The following is a 15,408-nucleotide window of genomic DNA, read 5'->3' on the forward strand; positions in this document are numbered from 1 at the left end:
CTTCCTCGATGGCCACCCTGCTATCCTTGTCCATGTGCTTCCTCTTGCCGTCCCTCATCGCCGTCTCCCTTCCGGCGGGAGCCAGCAGCAGCAAAAGGGATGCTAGAGGAGACGGAGGCAGGATGGATGCGGAATCCGTCCTGCCTCCAATTTCATCTGCCGTCCCTGCATGACTTGGTGCAACGGTGTTGCTTTTCGAAATTCAATTCACGCTCCACATTCGGCGCGACGGATTCGGGGCCTCGGGCAGGCTTGGCACCGCGGCCAGGCAGGCCCCTAGCAGCCTCCGTGGTGGCCGCAGCAGCCGCCCTCCGCGTGCCCGCAGCCGCCGCAGCCGCCACAGCCGCAGCAGCCCCGGAACGCCTCTCCAGGACGCGATCAGTAGACGACGATCTCAGAGATCGAGGTGTCCTCGTACCTGTCGCCCACGACGGCCTTCTTGATCACGAAGGTGATCGACGTCCCCGCCGTCGGCTTGGGGAGGCTGTACTCGTCGATTCTGCTGAAGTTGTTTGAGGTAGGCGTCACGGTCATGACCTTCTTGCCGTCCACCTGCACCTCGAGCTCCGTCGCCCGTGCGTTGTTGTTGTAGACCGCCTCGGACTTCTGGTAGCCGTTCCTGATCCTGAAGCCGGAGAACAGCTGCTCGCCGTCGCCCGAGAGGGTGATGCTCTCGCCCACGCCGACGCTGTTGACGCCCTCCGCCCAGCAGGTGCTCGGGTTGCCGTCGAGGACGTTCTCGGGGTCGTAGGTGTTGATGCCGTCCGTCCCGAGCGTGCTCGAGGCCGTGGCGGTCGTGATGCCCTTGAAGCTCGTGGGGGCAGGAGCCTCGGCCTTCGCCGAGTCGTCGGCCTTCGCGGCGTCATCCGCCTTCGCCGAGTCGTCCGCCTTCGCCGAGTCGTTCTTCTCGGTGTCCGCCTTGGCGTCGTCCGCCGCCGCGCCCGGCTGCGCGCCCGCGTCGTTCGGGTCCGCGCCCTGCGCGGTCGCCTCGTTGGCTGTGCCTCCCGCAGGAGCCGCGAGCGGGTTGGGGAGGACGCCTGCGAAGACGAGGGCCGCGCCGGCGACCGCGAGCGCCGCGATGGTCGCCACCATCGTGAGGACGATGGTGCGCCCCGTGTGCCCGCGCCCCTCGTCGTCCTTGGCGCCCCGGTCTCCCTGCCGTCCCCGCTCCGCCGGAGCCGCGCTCGGCTGCGCGTAGGAGATGGGGGCGGTCACGCCAGGAGAGGGCTGTGCGGGGCGGGCGGCCTTCGCCGCCGCGTCGTGCACGACGGGCGCACCGCAGGAGTTGCAGTACTGCGCATCAGGTTCCAGCTGGGCACCACAGTTCGGGCAAAACATCGTTCCTCCTGCCGGTCAGGACGAGAAGGGCTGCCGCCCGCGCAAAGGCACCGCTGCCCAACAGGAGCGCGGCTGCCGCGGAGGCGTCGCCGTAGAGGTCGTTTCGGATGCAATGGTATATGCAGGGAGTCAGCACAATGTTGCGCAACATCCCCTCCCCGCCGCCACGGCGGCACCCGAGCGGCAGTTGCGGTACAAATAGGACAATTGTTTTATTGGCCCGCACCGACACTTGGGAGTTGATCATGGCAAGGAACACTTCTCAGTCATCCAACAGGCGGTCAACGGCGAAGTCCCGCTCCAAGAGGACGACGTCGGCCAGGGCGAAGTCCTCCGGCGCCTCGACGCGCACGTCCGCAAGGAAGAAGTCGGCGGCCACCAAGGCCACCGTCAAGCCGGAGCCCGAGAAGGACGTCGAGAAGGTCGTCGCCCCCAAGCCCAAGGCCGCGCCCAAGACGGAGGCCGCACCCGAGCCGGAACCCAAGGCCGCGCCCAAGGCGGAGAAGCCCGTCTCCCCCGAGCCAGCCGCAGCGCCGAAGGCGGAGGCGAAGCCCGCGCCCAAGACCGCCCCTGAGCCCAAGCCCGCGGCCAAGTCCAAGCCCGAGGTCGAAGCGAAGCCCGCGGCAGAGCCGAAGCCCACGGCCGAGTCCAAGCCTGCACCCGAGCCGGAGCCCGCACCCGAGCCCGAGCCCGCACCCGCACCCGAGCCTGAGCCCGAGGCCGAAGCGAAGCCCGCAGCCGAGCCCAAGCCTGCACCCGAGCCCGAGCCGGAGCTCCCCCAGCCGAGGCGCAGCGTGGCGTTCATCGGCTCCGAGTGCTTCCCGTTCGTGAAGACCGGCGGCCTCGGCGACGTCATGTACGCGCTGCCCAAGGCCCTCATCAGGCAGAACTGCGACGTGAAGGTCATCCTGCCGCGCTACGCCTGCATCAAGCAGGAGTGGCAGGAGAAGATGGTCTACCGCGGCTCCTTCGACATGGACCTGTGCTCCGACGGCCGCAGCTTCTACGTGGGCATCATGGAGTACGTCGCGGAGAGCGGCGTGGTCTACGACTTCATCGACAACCAGGACTTCTTCTCCTACGGCAACCCCTACACCAACCTCGTGGACGACATCCCGCGCTACTGCTACTTCTCCAAGGCGGCGCTCGCGGCCCTGAACTTCCTGGGCTGGACGCCCGACGTGATCCACTGCCACGACTGGCAGGCGGCGCTCGTGCCCGTCTTCCTGCGCACCATGTTCCAGGGGACGCCGCTCGGCCGCTCCAAGTGCGTGCTCACGATCCACAACCTGCGCTTCCAGGGCAAGTACGACATCCCCACCATCAAGTACTGGACCAACCTGCCCGACAGCGTCTTCAACATGGGCGCCCTGCAGGAGAACTGGACCGAGGCCAACGCGCTCAAGGGCGGCATCGCCTACGCCGACAAGGTCACGACCGTCTCGGGCACCTACGCCCAGGAGATCCAGACGCCCGAGTACGGCGAGCACCTCGAGGACCATCTGAGGTACTACTCCTGGAAGCTGCGCGGCATCGTGAACGGCATCGACTACGAGATGTGGGACCCGTCGACCGACGAGCTGATCGCAGCGCCCTACGGCCCGGGGGACTTCCTCGAGCAGAAGCCCCGCAACAAGCGGGCCCTCCAGGAGGAGCTCGGCCTCGAGCAGGACGAGCACAAGATGGTCATCGGCCTCGTCTCGCGACTCACCAGCCAGAAGGGCCTCGACCTCGTCCGCGACGTCCTGCCCGGACTGGTCGACGGCAACACGCAGGTGGTCGTCCTCGGCACGGGCGACGCCCAGTACGAGGACTCCTTCCGCTACTTCGAGAACGCCTACAAGGGCCAGGTCTGCTCCAGCATCATGTACGACGAGGGCCGCGCGCACCAGATCTACGCCGGCGCGGACGCACTGCTCGTCCCATCCCGCTTCGAGCCGTGCGGGCTCACGCAGCTCATCGCCATGCACTACGGCACCGTGCCCATCGTGCGCGAGACCGGCGGCCTCAAGGACACGGTCGAGCCGTACAACAAGTTCTCCAACCAGGGCAACGGCTTCACGTTCGACCGCTACGAGTCCGGCCTGCTCTACGACGCCGTGAACCGCGCCAAGACGCTCTACTTCACCAACCGCTGGTGCTGGGACCAGATGGTGCTGCGCGACATGGAGAAGGACGTCTCGTGGGAGAGGTCCGCTCAGCAGTACCGCTGGCTCTACCTCGAGCTCACACAGTAGCGCCGAGCGAGAAGGACGCGGGGCCGGCGGCACTCGCCGGCCCCGTTTTTTGTCCCGTCACGTCCCCCGGCTACGCCTTGGGGCAGCGCACCCGCACGTTGGCGCACTCGAGCGAGCGCATCTCCTCCGTCGCGGCGAGCGGGCACAGGACGACCTCCGTCCCCGCGGGCATCCGCGGCCCCAGCTCCTCAATGAGGGGCGTGGTGAAGAGCGTGGCGACGTCCGCCGCCACGCGGGGCCCCACGATGGAGACGGCCGCGGGAGGGTCGGCCACCTCCACGCTCGCGGCGCCCGCGCGTGCGGCGGCCAGCGCGTAGGGCGCCACCTGCTCGCGGAGATGGGCGAGCGCCTCGCGCACGAGCTCGGGCTCGCGGCGCCACTCCCTGAAGACGGCGCTCAGGTCCATGAGGCACGAGAGGATCGAGAGCGGCCCGCTCACGGAGTACATGACCTTCTCGCCCGACTGCGCGAGCTTGGAGGTCGCCTGGAGCATCCTGGGGAGGCGCTCCGTGCGGTCGAGCGAGAGCTCCATGCCCAGGACGTCACGCAGGGAGGAGCAGGCGGGCTCGCCGGCGCGGGCGACCGAGACCTCGTCGCCCAGGTTGACGCGGGCGCCCATGGCCTCGGCCTCCACGGTGTGGCAGAACGGCAGCAGGCAGAAGGCCTGGCCGCGCGCGTCGCGCACGGCGCGGGCGAGCGTGCAGATCCCCTCCGGGCTCGCGTAGACCTCCTCCCAGCCCATGCCGAGGGCGGCGCGGACCTCCGCGACCCTGTCGGAATCCGGGTTCTGGCAGCTCTTGAGCAGGAACTTGGGCATCCTCTCCCCCTCCTCCGCGTCCGGCGCCCTAGCAGAACGCCATCGCGTCCACGAACAGCCTGTCGTAGCCCTCGAGCGTCGAGAGCTCGAGGTAGTGCGCGTGGCTCCCCACCCGCTCGCTCCTCGCACGCATCTCCTCCGAGACGAGGCAGAGCACCGCGCCGGACTGCGACGTGTTGCCCGTGTAGGTGATGCGCTCCTCCCACGCGCGCGGGAAGAAGCCCGCGTCCACCAGGCTCTCCGCGCTCAGGTGCCGGCCGAACTGCCCGCTCACGGCCACGCGGGCGACGTCTCCGGCCGCGAGGCCCCTGTCGTGGAGAAGGGCCTCGATCGCCGCGAGGATGGCGCCCTTGGAGAGCTGCACCTGGCGGACGTCGCCCTGGGTGAGGTAGAGCCCCCGCGCCTCGTCGAGGACGAGCGCTAGGCGGCCGTCCCTTCTCGCCACGAGGGGCGACGCCTTGGAGAGGCGCCCGGAGCGCCCGATCACCCCGGAGGCGACCCCCTGGCCCACGGCGGCAACGATCCCGCTGCCGCAGATGCCGCGTGGCTCGCCCCCGCCTATCGTACGGTACGAGAGGGAGTCGCCTTCGATCCTCACGTCCTCGATGGCGCCGGCGGAGGCGCGCATGCCGCAGCTGATGTTCATGCCCTCGAGGGCGGGGCCGGCGGCGCAGGAGCAGGTGACGAGCTCGCCCGCGTCGGCGAGCACGATCTCGCCGTTGGTGCCGATGTCGATGAAGAGCGTGCGCCCGGAGGCGGGCGCGAGCAGGTCGCAGGCGACGACGCCCGACACGATGTCGCCGCCCACGTAGGCGGCGACGCAGGGGACGCAGAACACCTCGGCCTCCGCGAGCGAGGCGAGGCCGAAGTCCGCTCCCGTGCCACGCACGGCGCCCGTGAGGCGCGGCGTGAAGGGGGCCTGGGCGATCGAGGAGGGGTCGACGCCGGCGAAGAGGTGGACCATCGTGGTGTTGCCGCTGACGACGACCCTCCTCACCTGCGACGGGTCGACGCCCTCCTCCGCGCAGACCGCCGCGGCAAGCCGCTCGAGGTCCGCGCGCACGAGCCCTGCGAGCACCGCGAGGCCTCCCGGCTCGTCCATCGTGAAGTGGATGCGGGTGATCACGTCCTGGCCGTAGGCCTTCTGGGAGTTGAGGCAGGAGGCCGAGCGCAGCTCCGCGCCCGACCGGAGCTCCACCAGGGTGACGACGACGGTCGTGGTCCCGACGTCGACCGCGAGGCCGAGGGCGCCCTCTTCGGCCGGGTCGGGCTCCACCTCGACGTGGTAACCGGAGACCTCGATGTCGGCGATGTCGTCCTTGGGCGCGGTGACCACGTCCACGTCCTTATCGACCGCGTACTTGCACGCCAGGACGCGCCTGCCGTCGACGCCGACCGCGCACTTGCCGCAGACGCCCTTGCCGCCGCAGGGCCCGTCCACCAGGTCCCGCGCGGCGAGGAGGGCGTAGAGGTTCGTCCCCCGCTCGCACTCGACCTCCTCGTTCTCCCGCAGGAGACGCACCTTGGGCATCTATCGCTCCCCCCTGCTCGTCGTCTGCGACGCGCTCGCCCGGCCGAGCGCTCCCTGCCTGCCGGGAGCCCACCGCCTCACCGCGTCCGTCATCGCTCTGAGGTTCTCCGTCGGCGTCGACATCGAGATGCCACAGGCCGGCGCCACCACGTCGACGCCGGAGCGCAGCGTGACCCCGGTCATCGTCCGGACCTTCTCCGGCGTCGCCTCCTCCAGGGCGAAGGTGGAGACGTTGCCCATGAGCACCCTTCCTGGCAGGCGCTCGCGCATCGCGCGCACGGAGATCGTCGCGTCGAAGCTGAAGGCGTCGCAGTCGATCCGCGCGACCTCGTCGAGCACGCGGTCGAGCCTGCCGCAGATGTGCACGATGGTCGCGGGCGCGCCGATGCCGGCGATGACCTCGTTCAGGTAGCGCACCGTGTAGGCGCCGAAGAGCCTGGGGCCCAGGATCTCGCCCGTGCCGGAGGGCTCGGCGATGCAGACGACGTCCGCGCCCGCCTCGACCATCGCTCGCCCGTAGGCGACGAGCCCCTGCGCCACGAGCTCGCACAGGGCGTGCGCCTGCTCGCGCCTGCGCACCATCTCGCGGAGAAGGACCTCCATGTCGAGGACCGTGCCCGCGACGCTTACCGCGCCGACGAGGTTGCCCACGACCGGCACGCCGTCGTCGAGCCCGTGCAGGGCCCTGATGGCCTCGAGGGTCGTGGCGGCGCGCCCGCGGGTGGGGTCGAGCGGGCGCAGCTCGCCCAGGTCGGCGGCGCTCGGGATGGCGCCGCTCACCACGTGGGGCTCGCACGTCGCGCCGCCGAGGTCGACCCGGGCGCCCATGCCCTCGGCCTCCACGGTCATGCAGAAGGGCACGCCGTAGTTCTCGATGCCCGCGAGGTCGTGCGCCGCGCGGGCGAGGCGCACCATCTCGGCGGGGTCGGTATGCGCCTGGGGCAGGCCCACGCCGGCGGCGCGCGCCACCTCCGTCGTCGTCATGTTCATCATGCCGCCGGGGATGACGCAGGCCGGACGGTCGGCGCCGGCGCCGGCGAGGATGGAGAGCAGCCGCTCGCGCTCGCTCGGGACCGCCTGCCCGGGCGCGAGCGGGCGCCCGGGGCCCGGCCGGCCTGCCGGGCTAGGCACGGGAGGCCTCGGGCGACTCGGCGCCGGCGTCGGCGTAGCCCAGGAGCCGGTCGAGCAGCTTCACGGCGTCGGTCGCCGTGCGCGAGTAGCCATCCGCGCCGATCTTGTCGGAGAAGGCCTGCGAGATCGGGCCGCCGCCGACGATGACCTTGACGCGCCCCCTCAGGCCCGCCGCCTCGAGCGCCTCGACGACCTTGCCCATGTTCGCCATCGAGGTGCTCATCAGGGTCGACATCGCGACCACGTCGGCGTCGTTGTCGCGCACGGCCTCGACGAAGTGCTCGGGCGCGATGTCGCGGCCGAGGTCGACCACGCGGTAGCCCGAGGACTCGAGCATGATCTTGACGAGGTTCTTGCCGATGTCGTGCGTGTCGCCCTGGACCACACCGATCACTACCGTTCCCTTCTGGGGGGCGTCCGAGCCCTCGAGCATGGGCTTCATCACGTCGAGGCCGTTGTACATCGCGTCCGAGCAGATCAGCAGCTCGGGGATGAAGTACTCCTCCTCCTCGTAGAGCTCGGCGACCCGGTTCATGCCGGCGACGAGCCCGTCGAAGATGCCGTCGCGCACGTCGTAGCCAGCGTCGACGTACTCGCGCGCGACGTCCGCGACCCGCTCGTCCTCCATGTCGACGACGCAGTCCCTGAGCTCGCCGATGAGCTCCTCCTTGCTCCTGGCAGCCATCTGGCGCCTTCCTCTCTCTCGGCCGGCGCACCGCCGGACGTACGTACGCAGTTGCCGTCCCCGGGCCTGCTCGCCCCTCGGCCCGCGGCCGATGCCCCCGAGCCGGCCCTACGGCTCGGGCTCCGCCCCGACGATGCGCGCTAGCTCGTCGCCGTCGAGGCCGCGGCCGATCACGACGAGCTTCGGGTCGCCCCGATAGGCGGAGCACTCGTGCCCGGCCCCGCCGGCGGCGAGCTCCACGTGCTCGAGGCCGCATCTGTCCTTGCGGGCAAGGAAGCCCTTGGCCCTCAGCACGCGCCCCGACCGGACGCGGCGCAGCCCCTCCAGCAGCAGGTCGACGTCCTCCTCGGAGAACGTCCGCCCCGGTAGGAACGAGAAGGACCCGAAGCCGCCCGGCGCGTGCAGGTGGCCGTGGGCGTCGTGGCCGTGGGCGTCGTGGGCGCACCCGTCGTGGCCGCGCGAGCCACGGGGCGCGCCGTCCTTCTCGCCCGCGTCCTTCTCGCCCCGGGTCCCGAGGGACGCCGCCTCCTCGAGCGCCGCCTCCGAGGCCGCGAGGACCTCGAGGCCCCCGGCCGCGTCGACGTCCATGACAGGGCAGGACGTGAGGGAGCGCACCGCGCGCAGGGCACCCTCGAGCTCGGGGGCGCCGAGGCCGGCGGTGTGCGTGAGGGCGACGAGGGTGGCGTCGCGGACCTGCGACGCGTAGAAGTCGCCGGCGAACTCGAGCATCTCGGCCACGCAGGAGGCGTCGACGACCGAGGTCACGGAGTTGAGGCGGCACGGCAGCCGCGAGGAGGCGTCGCGCACGATGGTGAGGAGGTCGGGCAGGTTCGCGAGGCCCGTGGGCTCGATCACGATGCGGGAAGGGGCGAGCGTGCCCACCACCTCGTCGAGGCAGTCGAGGAAGCTGCCGCGCAGCGTGCAGCAGATGCAGCCGGAGGCCAGGGTGCGCACCTGGGCCTCCCCCTCGGGGATGAGGTCGCCGTCCACCGCGACGTCGCCGAACTCGTTCTCCACGATGACGGGGCGCTCCCCCGCGAGGCCGTCGGCGAGCATGCGGTTGACGAGCGTGGTCTTGCCGGCCCCCAGGAAGCCGACGACCAGGTCGACCTTGGTCACGCCCGCCCGCGAAGGCGAGCCCCCTTCCCGTGTGTCACCCTCGAAGAGCACCGAAGACCATCCTCCCTGCCTGGTCGCGGCTGGGACGCCGCGTCCTTCTCGCCCATGGGACCATAACAGACCGACGATAGCCGACCTTCCGAGACTCCAGAACGGAGGAGGCGATGATAAAACAGCGGCGTGGGGCAAGGGTGGCACCGGGGACGCGAGGGCAGACGGCGTGCGGCGCGATGGGATGTCAGGTTTGCCGCCGTAGCTCGTGTTGTAGGCAAAGGCAGGAGACCGATGGAGAGGAGGTCGGAGATGGCAAGGGACGCAAGGCGCGCAGGCGGGGCGACCCCGGCGGAGGAGGCGCAGCGTGAGGCGCGTCGGCTCGTCGACGAGTACGGCGACCTGGCGCTGCGGCTCGCCTACACCTACCTGGGCTCGCTCGAGGACGCCCAGGACGTGAGTCAGGACGTGCTCTGCAAGCTCGTCTGCCGGCGCGAGCCGTTCCGGGGGCCGGAGCACGAGAGGGCCTGGGTCATCCGGTGTACGGCCAACGCCTGCAAGGACGTCCTCCGGAGCGCCTCCAGGAGGCGCGAGGTCGCGCTCGACGCGGTGGGCGAGCTCGCCTGCGCGACGGGCCAGGACGAGGTGGCCGGCTCGCTCGAGGAGGACGAGCTGCCCGGGCGGGTCACGAGGGCGGTGATGGGGCTTCCGCCCCTGTACCGCGAGGCCGTGTACCTGCACTACTACGAGAGCATGAGCATCGCGCAGATCGCCAGGGCCACGGAGGCGTCGCAGTCGGCCGTGGCCAAGAGGCTCTCCCGTGCAAGGGAGGAGCTGCGAGAGAGGTTGGAGGGGAAGGGACATGGAGAAGGACATGGTGCAGGAGTACCGCAGGGAGATGGGCCGGATCTCGCTGACGCCGGAGCAGCGCGAGAGGATGGCGCAGGCGGTCGCCTCGGCGGCGTCGGGGCGCGCTGACGGCGCGCGGGACGACGCGCGCCCGGCGCCCGAGGCCGGGCGGGGCTCGGCGCGGCGGACGGGGCGGGCGCGCGGCTGGCTCGCGCGTGCGGCGGTCGCCGCAGGCGTCGTGCTCGCCGTGGGCGCGGGCGCCCACGCCTACGCGAGCGGCCAGCTCGTCGGGGTCGCGAGCGCCATCGACGACGTGTTCTTCGGCGCCACCGCCCCGACCGAGGTCGCGGGCAGGGTCGGGCGCCCGGTGAACGCGGCGGCGACGAGCGGCGGCGTCACCATCTCGGCGGACGCGATCGTGGGCGACGAGCACAACTACGTGGTCGTCTACAGCATCCGCCGCGCGGACGGCCAGCCCCTGGGCGAGGTCACGACCGACGAGGGGGGCACGCTGCTGCTCGATGGCCAGCGCCTCGTGGCCGACTTCGACCAGGGCGTCGACGGAGCGCTCGGCTCGGGCGGCGCCTCCTACTTCTACGACGCCGACCCCCAAGACGACGCCATCCAGCTCGTCGTGCAGGCCACGACCGACGCCGACCTCGTGGGCGCCACGGTCAGGACCAGCTTCCACGGAATCAGCGCCGTCGACCCGCAGTGGCAGGCGACGCGGACGGTCGCCTCGGGCGCCTGGGACCTCAAGTTCAAGCTCGACTACGAGAGCTACGCCCGCGAGCTCGCGGCCACGGGCGACCTCACGGTCGCGGGGACACCGGGCAGCGTGCGGAGCGTGAGCGTCTCGCCCGTCGCGGTCACCGTCGACTATGCGGTCGACGGCGTCGAACAGGCGCCGGCGAGCGGCCAGTGGTCGCCCTCCTACCTCGACCTCGGCGACATCGTGGTGACGATGGCCGACGGCACGTCCTTCTCCGTCCCCTCAGGCGCCGCGACCGCCCGCGTCGAGGGCGGCCGGACGGTGTGCGAGATGGGCGCCTTCCTCGACCGCGTGGTCGACCCCGACCAGGTCGTCTCCGTCAGCTTCGCCGGCGTGACCGCGAGGCCGTAGCCCCGGGCGCTAGCAGCGCGACCTGCGCCGCACGCAAGATGAGGCTCGGACGGGCCCCGGGCTCCCTATAATGGGAGACCGGGGCCTCCTCCCGCCGGCCCCAACCCCACCCACGCCCGACAGAGAGAGCCCCATGAAGCTGGACCGCCTCCCGACCTACGTCCCCGGATTCCGCGACGAGTGCAACCTGCGCGACCTCGGCGGCAACGTGATGCCCTCCGGGCTCATGATGCGCAAGGGGCTCGTCTACCGCTCCGCGGCTCCCGGAGGCTTCAACCCCGCCGAGCTCGAGACGCTCCAGACCTTCGGCCTGCGCTACGTGCTCGACCTGAGGAGCGCCCGCGAGGCGCGGGCGCTGCCCGACCCCGACCTGCCCGGCGTCGAGCAGCAGCGCCTCTGCGGCGCCATCGACCGCTTCGGCCACGACATCGACATGTCCTTCGGCGGCCTCGTGAGGCTCCTCCTCACGCCGCGGCGCACCGACCCGGACCGCGAGGGCTCCGTCACGTCCGCCCTCATGGAGCTCTACTCCTCGATCGCGTTTGACAACCCCGCCTACCAGGAGCTCTTCGCCCGCCTGCGCGTGGGCTGCACGCCGCTTCTCTTCCACTGCAGCGAGGGCAAGGACCGCACCGGCGTCGCAGCCATGCTCATCCTGTGCGCGCTCGGCTACGACGAGGAGGCGGCGGTCGACAGCTACGTGCTCACCAACGTCTACCGCCGCGACGAGCTCAGCGCGCTGATCGACGGCCACCGCAAGATCATGACGGCTGTGCCCAAGCTGCGCCTCGTGGCGCAGTTCGGCAAGGGCGTCATCCGCGAGTTCGGCGAGAGGGTCTTCTCGGAGATCCACCAGCAGTACGGCACGCTCGAGGCCTACTTCGCGCAGGAGTTCGGCCTGGACGCGGACGGCCTCGCCGAGTTCCGCGCCCGCTACCTCGTGGCGCCCGACGGTCCGACGCCCAGGTAGGGGGAACATGTCCTTCTCGCTCATCGTGTCGCCCGCCAAGCGGATGGAGGTCGTGGACGGCCCGCCCCACGCCAGCTCCCAGCCACGCTTCCGCGAGGAGGCGGCGAGGCTCGCGCACGCGATGCGCGAGCTCGGCTACGACGGCTGCAAGCGGCTCTGGCGCTGCTCGGACGAGCTCGCCCGGCTCAACTACGACCGCCTCCTCGCCGAGGACCCCGCCGACGCGGACGACCCCACCACGACGGCGGCCGTGGTCGCCTACCGGGGCATCCAGTACCAGCACCTCGCGCCGGCGGTCATGGACGAGCGGGAGCTCGACTACCTGGGACGCCACCTCAGGATCCTCTCCGGGCTCTACGGCGTGCTGCGCCCCTTCGACGGCGTCGTGCCCTACCGGCTCGAGATGCAGGCCAAGCTCGCCGTGGACGGGGCCAAGGACCTCTACGCGTTCTGGGGCGACAGAATCGTGCGCGCGCTCGCCGAGGAGTCCGACACGATTGTGAACCTCGCCTCGGTGGAGTACGCCAAGGCCGTGACCAGGCACGTCGGGCCGCGCGCCAGGGGCGGATCGCAGGTCGGGCGAGGGCCGGGCGCCGGGAGCTCGCTGGGCGCCGGGGGCTCGCCCCGCGTCCTCACCTGCCTCTTCGGGGAGCCCCTCGAGGACGGGCGCCTGCGGCAGCGCGCGACCGAGGCCAAGGCCGCGCGCGGGACCTTCGTGCGCTGGTGCGCCGAGCAGGGCGTGGAGGACGTGGGCGACCTCGCCGGCTTCGCCGAGCGCGGCTACCGCCTGGACGAGGGGCGCTCGGACGAAGGGACCCTCGTGTTCGCGCGCGCCTAGGCGCGAGCGAACTCCGGCAGGGTGCGCGGGTCCTTCTCCACCATGCCGCCGCCGAGGCAAGCGAGGCCGTCGTAGATGACGCAGCTCTGACCGGGCGCGACCGTGCGGACGGGCTCCGGGAAGCGAACCCGCAGGCGCAGGGGCTCGCCCGCGGCTGGGCCGACCTTCTCCACCCTGGCCTCCCTGAGGGCGCCGGTATGGCGGACGCGCACCTGGTAGGTGCCGTCCTCGGGAGGCCTTCCGGCGACGAAGCGCACGTCCGAGAGGGTGAGCTCGGACGTCCACAGGCCGGGGCAGGCCTTGTCGGCCGTGACGTAGACGACGTTTTGCCCCACGTCCGTCGCCACCACATAGCGCGCCGGCCCGCCGCCGAGGTCCAAGCCCTTGCGCTGGCCCACGGTGAAGAGGAAAGCGCCCTCGTGGCGGCCGAGCACGCGGCCGGTCTCCCACTCCACGACGTCGCCCGCCCGTCGGCTCAGCACGTCGAGCAGGAAGGGCCTGATGCCGACCTCGCCGATGAAGCAGATGCCGTCGGAGTCCGGCTTGGACTCGATGCCCAGCCCGCGCTCGGCGCACATGCGGCGCACCTCGGCCTTGCTCGGGACGTCGCCCACCGGGAAGAGCGTGCGCGCGAGCGTCCTGCCGTCGACCCGCCAGAGGAAGTAGGTCTGGTCCTTGTGCTCGTCCGCCGCCCGCAGGAGCCCCGCGGGCGCGCCGGGCGCGGCGGGCGGGAGGGTGCGCGCGTAGTGGCCGGTCGCGACGAGGTCCGCCCCCTCGGCGAAGGCGCGCTCGGCGAAGGTGCCGAACTTGACCGTCTGGTTGCACATGACGTCGGGGTTGGGCGTCAGGCCGCGCGCATAGGAGTCGACGAGGTAGTCGACGACCGTCTCCTTGTACTCGCGCTCGCAGTCCCACACCTCGAGGTCGACGCCCAGCGTGACCGCCACGCGCTCCGCATCGGCGAGGTCGTCCGCCCAGGTGCACTTGAACCCGGGCAGGTCGCGCGACCAGTTGCGCATGTAGACGGCATGCACGTCATAGCCCCGCTCCACGAGCAGGGCCGCCGAGAGCGCCGAGTCCACGCCGCCGCTCATGCCGAGAAAGACGCTGGTGCCCATGCGATCACCCCTCCTGCGGCCGACCTGCGGGCGCCGCCTCCTGCGGGCGGATGCGCCCCGCGCCGAAGAGGCGCTCGGCCCCGCCGGCTGCCAGCTCGCACTCGTCCGCGCCGATCCGCGCGTACTCCGCGTGGGCCGCGCGCGCGATGCAGGCGCACGCGAGGTCCACGTCCTCCTCCGTCGTGGGGACGCCGAGGGACAGGCGCAGGCTCCCCTCGGAGGCCCAGCGCGGCAGGCCGATCGCGTCGAGGACGTGCGAGACGCGCATGCGGCTCGCGGCGCAGGCCGAGCCGGTCCCCACCGAGACGCCCATGCGCTCGAGCGCGATCACGAGCCGCCTCGCCTCGATGCCGGGGAAGGAGACGTGCACGATGTTGGGAAGGCGCCTCTTGGGCTTCGTGGGACCCGAGAAGCGCGCCCACGGGAACTCGGCCGCAAGGTTGGTGCGAGCCCGCTGAGAGAGCCCCTGGAGGCGCCTGGACTCCGTGGCGTGCCGGGTCTGCGCGAGCTCGAGCGCCCGGGCGAAGCCGACCGCGCCGGCGACGTCCTCCGTGCCCGAGCGGACACCGCCCTCCTGGCCACCGCCGAGCACGAGCGGGCGAAGCTCGACGCCGTCGGCGGCCCAGAGGAGGCCGACCTGCTTGGGGCCGTAGACCTTGGCCGCGGACAGGGTCATGAGGTCGACCCCGAGCGTGGAGACGTTCACGGAGAGGTGGCCTGCGGCCTGGGAGGCGTCGGTGTGCAGCCAGATGGGGCGGCCCTCCCCCGCCTCGAGCCTGCGGACGCGCTCCGCGGCGACGACGCGCGCGACCTCGCGCAGCGGCTGGACGGTGCCGATCTCGCCGTTCGCGAGGCCGATGGTCACGAGCTCGGTCTCGGGCGTGATGGCACGGGCGACGGCCGCGGGGTCCACGCGTCCGTCCGGCCCCACGCCGACGATCGCGTGCGGGCGCGCTTCGACGCAGGCGAGGACGCTCTCGTGCTCGATCGCGTCGGTGACCACGTGGGCGCCGGGCGAGGCGACCGAGACCGCGAGGTTGTTCGCCTCGGTCGCGCCCGCCGTGAGCGTCACGTTGTCGGGTCGGCCGCCGACGAGGTGCGCCAGGGTGGTTCGCGCCGCCTCGAGGTCCTCGCGCACGCCTCGGGCGAGCGCGTAGGGGGCGGAGGGGTTGTAGAAGCGCTCGGTGAGGTAGGGCAGCATGGCCTCGAGCACCTCGGGGGCGACGGGCGTCGCCGCGGCGTAGTCGAGGTAGACGCCGCGCGCGGGGGCGGCGTCAGTCCGCTGCGTCGGGCTCTGCGCCGGACGCAGGTCGGGACGGGGCTGCGCCGCTCGCGGCCCCGCCGGACGCGACATGGGCCGACGAGGCTCCTCTCCGCGCGCTGCTCGCGGCGACGTCTCTGGTCGCATCACCTCTCGCTCCCCTCCTGTCAGGTCGTTCCGGCCGCTGACGGGCTGTCTCAGCTGGTCCGCAGGCGGTCCCCATGTGCCCGGACCGTACCGGAACATGATAGGTGGTCGTCCCTCGGGCGACTGGCGCTCGTGAATTGAATTTCGAAAAGCAACACCGTTGCACCAAGTCATGCAGGGACGGCAGATGAAATTGGAGGCAGGACGGATTCCGCATCCGTCCTGCCTCCGTCTCCTCTAGCATCCCTTTTGC

Annotated in this window: 13 protein-coding genes; 5 read left to right on the forward strand and 8 right to left on the reverse strand. The window is 71.6% G+C overall.

Annotation, left to right across the window (positions count from 1 at the left end; translation table 11 throughout):
• Positions 1-378: 378 nt before the first annotated feature.
• Complete coding sequence (locus tag VXJ25_RS09500) at positions 379-1,338, reverse strand: NADase-type glycan-binding domain-containing protein (RefSeq protein WP_330958978.1); 960 nt, start codon at positions 1,336-1,338, stop codon at positions 379-381.
• 245 nt (positions 1,339-1,583) lie between these two features.
• Here VXJ25_RS09500 and VXJ25_RS09505 point away from each other — a divergent pair, with 245 nt between their 5' ends.
• Positions 1,584-3,575 carry a glycogen/starch synthase gene (locus VXJ25_RS09505; RefSeq protein ID WP_330958979.1) on the forward strand — a complete coding sequence of 664 codons (1,992 nt, stop codon included), beginning with the start codon at positions 1,584-1,586 and terminating at the stop codon, positions 3,573-3,575.
• Between the two features lie 70 nt (positions 3,576-3,645).
• On the opposite strand, the gene VXJ25_RS09510 is transcribed toward VXJ25_RS09505, so the two are convergent.
• From VXJ25_RS09510 to VXJ25_RS09530, 5 genes are all read right to left on the reverse strand, one after another.
• Positions 3,646-4,392 carry a uroporphyrinogen decarboxylase family protein gene (locus tag VXJ25_RS09510; RefSeq protein WP_330958980.1) on the reverse strand — a complete coding sequence of 249 codons (747 nt, stop codon included), beginning with the start codon at positions 4,390-4,392 and terminating at the stop codon, positions 3,646-3,648.
• Between the two features lie 28 nt (positions 4,393-4,420).
• Positions 4,421-5,923, reverse strand: coding sequence for an ASKHA domain-containing protein (locus tag VXJ25_RS09515; RefSeq protein WP_330958981.1), 1,503 nt, complete (start codon positions 5,921-5,923; stop codon positions 4,421-4,423).
• A complete protein-coding gene (locus tag VXJ25_RS09520; RefSeq protein ID WP_330958982.1) occupies positions 5,924-7,054 on the reverse strand; it encodes a uroporphyrinogen decarboxylase family protein in 1,131 nt (376 codons plus the stop codon).
• Positions 7,047-7,739, reverse strand: coding sequence for a corrinoid protein (locus tag VXJ25_RS09525; RefSeq protein WP_330958983.1), 693 nt, complete (start codon positions 7,737-7,739; stop codon positions 7,047-7,049). Before VXJ25_RS09525 ends, VXJ25_RS09520 begins: the two co-directional genes overlap by 8 nt.
• A 108-nt stretch (positions 7,740-7,847) precedes the next feature.
• On the reverse strand, positions 7,848-8,858 hold the full coding sequence (locus VXJ25_RS09530) for a CobW family GTP-binding protein (RefSeq protein ID WP_330958984.1): 1,011 nt from the start codon (positions 8,856-8,858) through the stop codon (positions 7,848-7,850).
• Positions 8,859-9,161: 303 nt separating this feature from the next.
• Between VXJ25_RS09530 and VXJ25_RS09535 the strand changes: the two genes are divergently transcribed.
• From VXJ25_RS09535 to VXJ25_RS09550, 4 genes are all read left to right on the forward strand, one after another.
• On the forward strand, positions 9,162-9,827 hold the full coding sequence (locus tag VXJ25_RS09535) for an RNA polymerase sigma factor (RefSeq protein WP_330958985.1): 666 nt from the start codon (positions 9,162-9,164) through the stop codon (positions 9,825-9,827).
• On the forward strand, positions 9,712-10,821 hold the full coding sequence (locus tag VXJ25_RS09540) for a hypothetical protein (RefSeq protein ID WP_330958986.1): 1,110 nt from the start codon (positions 9,712-9,714) through the stop codon (positions 10,819-10,821). Before VXJ25_RS09535 ends, VXJ25_RS09540 begins: the two co-directional genes overlap by 116 nt.
• Before the next feature lie 133 nt (positions 10,822-10,954).
• Entirely contained in the window at positions 10,955-11,791 is an 837-nt protein-coding gene (locus tag VXJ25_RS09545; protein WP_330958987.1) for a tyrosine-protein phosphatase, read from the forward strand.
• A gap of 7 nt (positions 11,792-11,798) precedes the next feature.
• Positions 11,799-12,629, forward strand: coding sequence for a YaaA family protein (locus VXJ25_RS09550; protein ID WP_330958988.1), 831 nt, complete (start codon positions 11,799-11,801; stop codon positions 12,627-12,629).
• Here VXJ25_RS09550 and mnmA read toward each other — a convergent pair.
• Both mnmA and VXJ25_RS09560 read right to left on the reverse strand, forming a co-directional pair.
• Positions 12,626-13,747, reverse strand: coding sequence for a tRNA 2-thiouridine(34) synthase MnmA (mnmA, locus tag VXJ25_RS09555; protein WP_330958989.1), 1,122 nt, complete (start codon positions 13,745-13,747; stop codon positions 12,626-12,628). The two genes, VXJ25_RS09550 and mnmA, sit on opposite strands and share 4 nt — an antisense overlap.
• A gap of 4 nt (positions 13,748-13,751) precedes the next feature.
• Entirely contained in the window at positions 13,752-15,101 is a 1,350-nt protein-coding gene (locus VXJ25_RS09560) for a cysteine desulfurase family protein (RefSeq protein WP_330958990.1), read from the reverse strand.
• Between the last annotated feature and the right edge of the window lie 307 nt (positions 15,102-15,408).

It is taken from the genome of Olsenella absiana, assembly GCF_036408855.1.
GTDB classification, from domain to species: domain Bacteria; phylum Actinomycetota; class Coriobacteriia; order Coriobacteriales; family Atopobiaceae; genus Olsenella_K; species Olsenella_K absiana.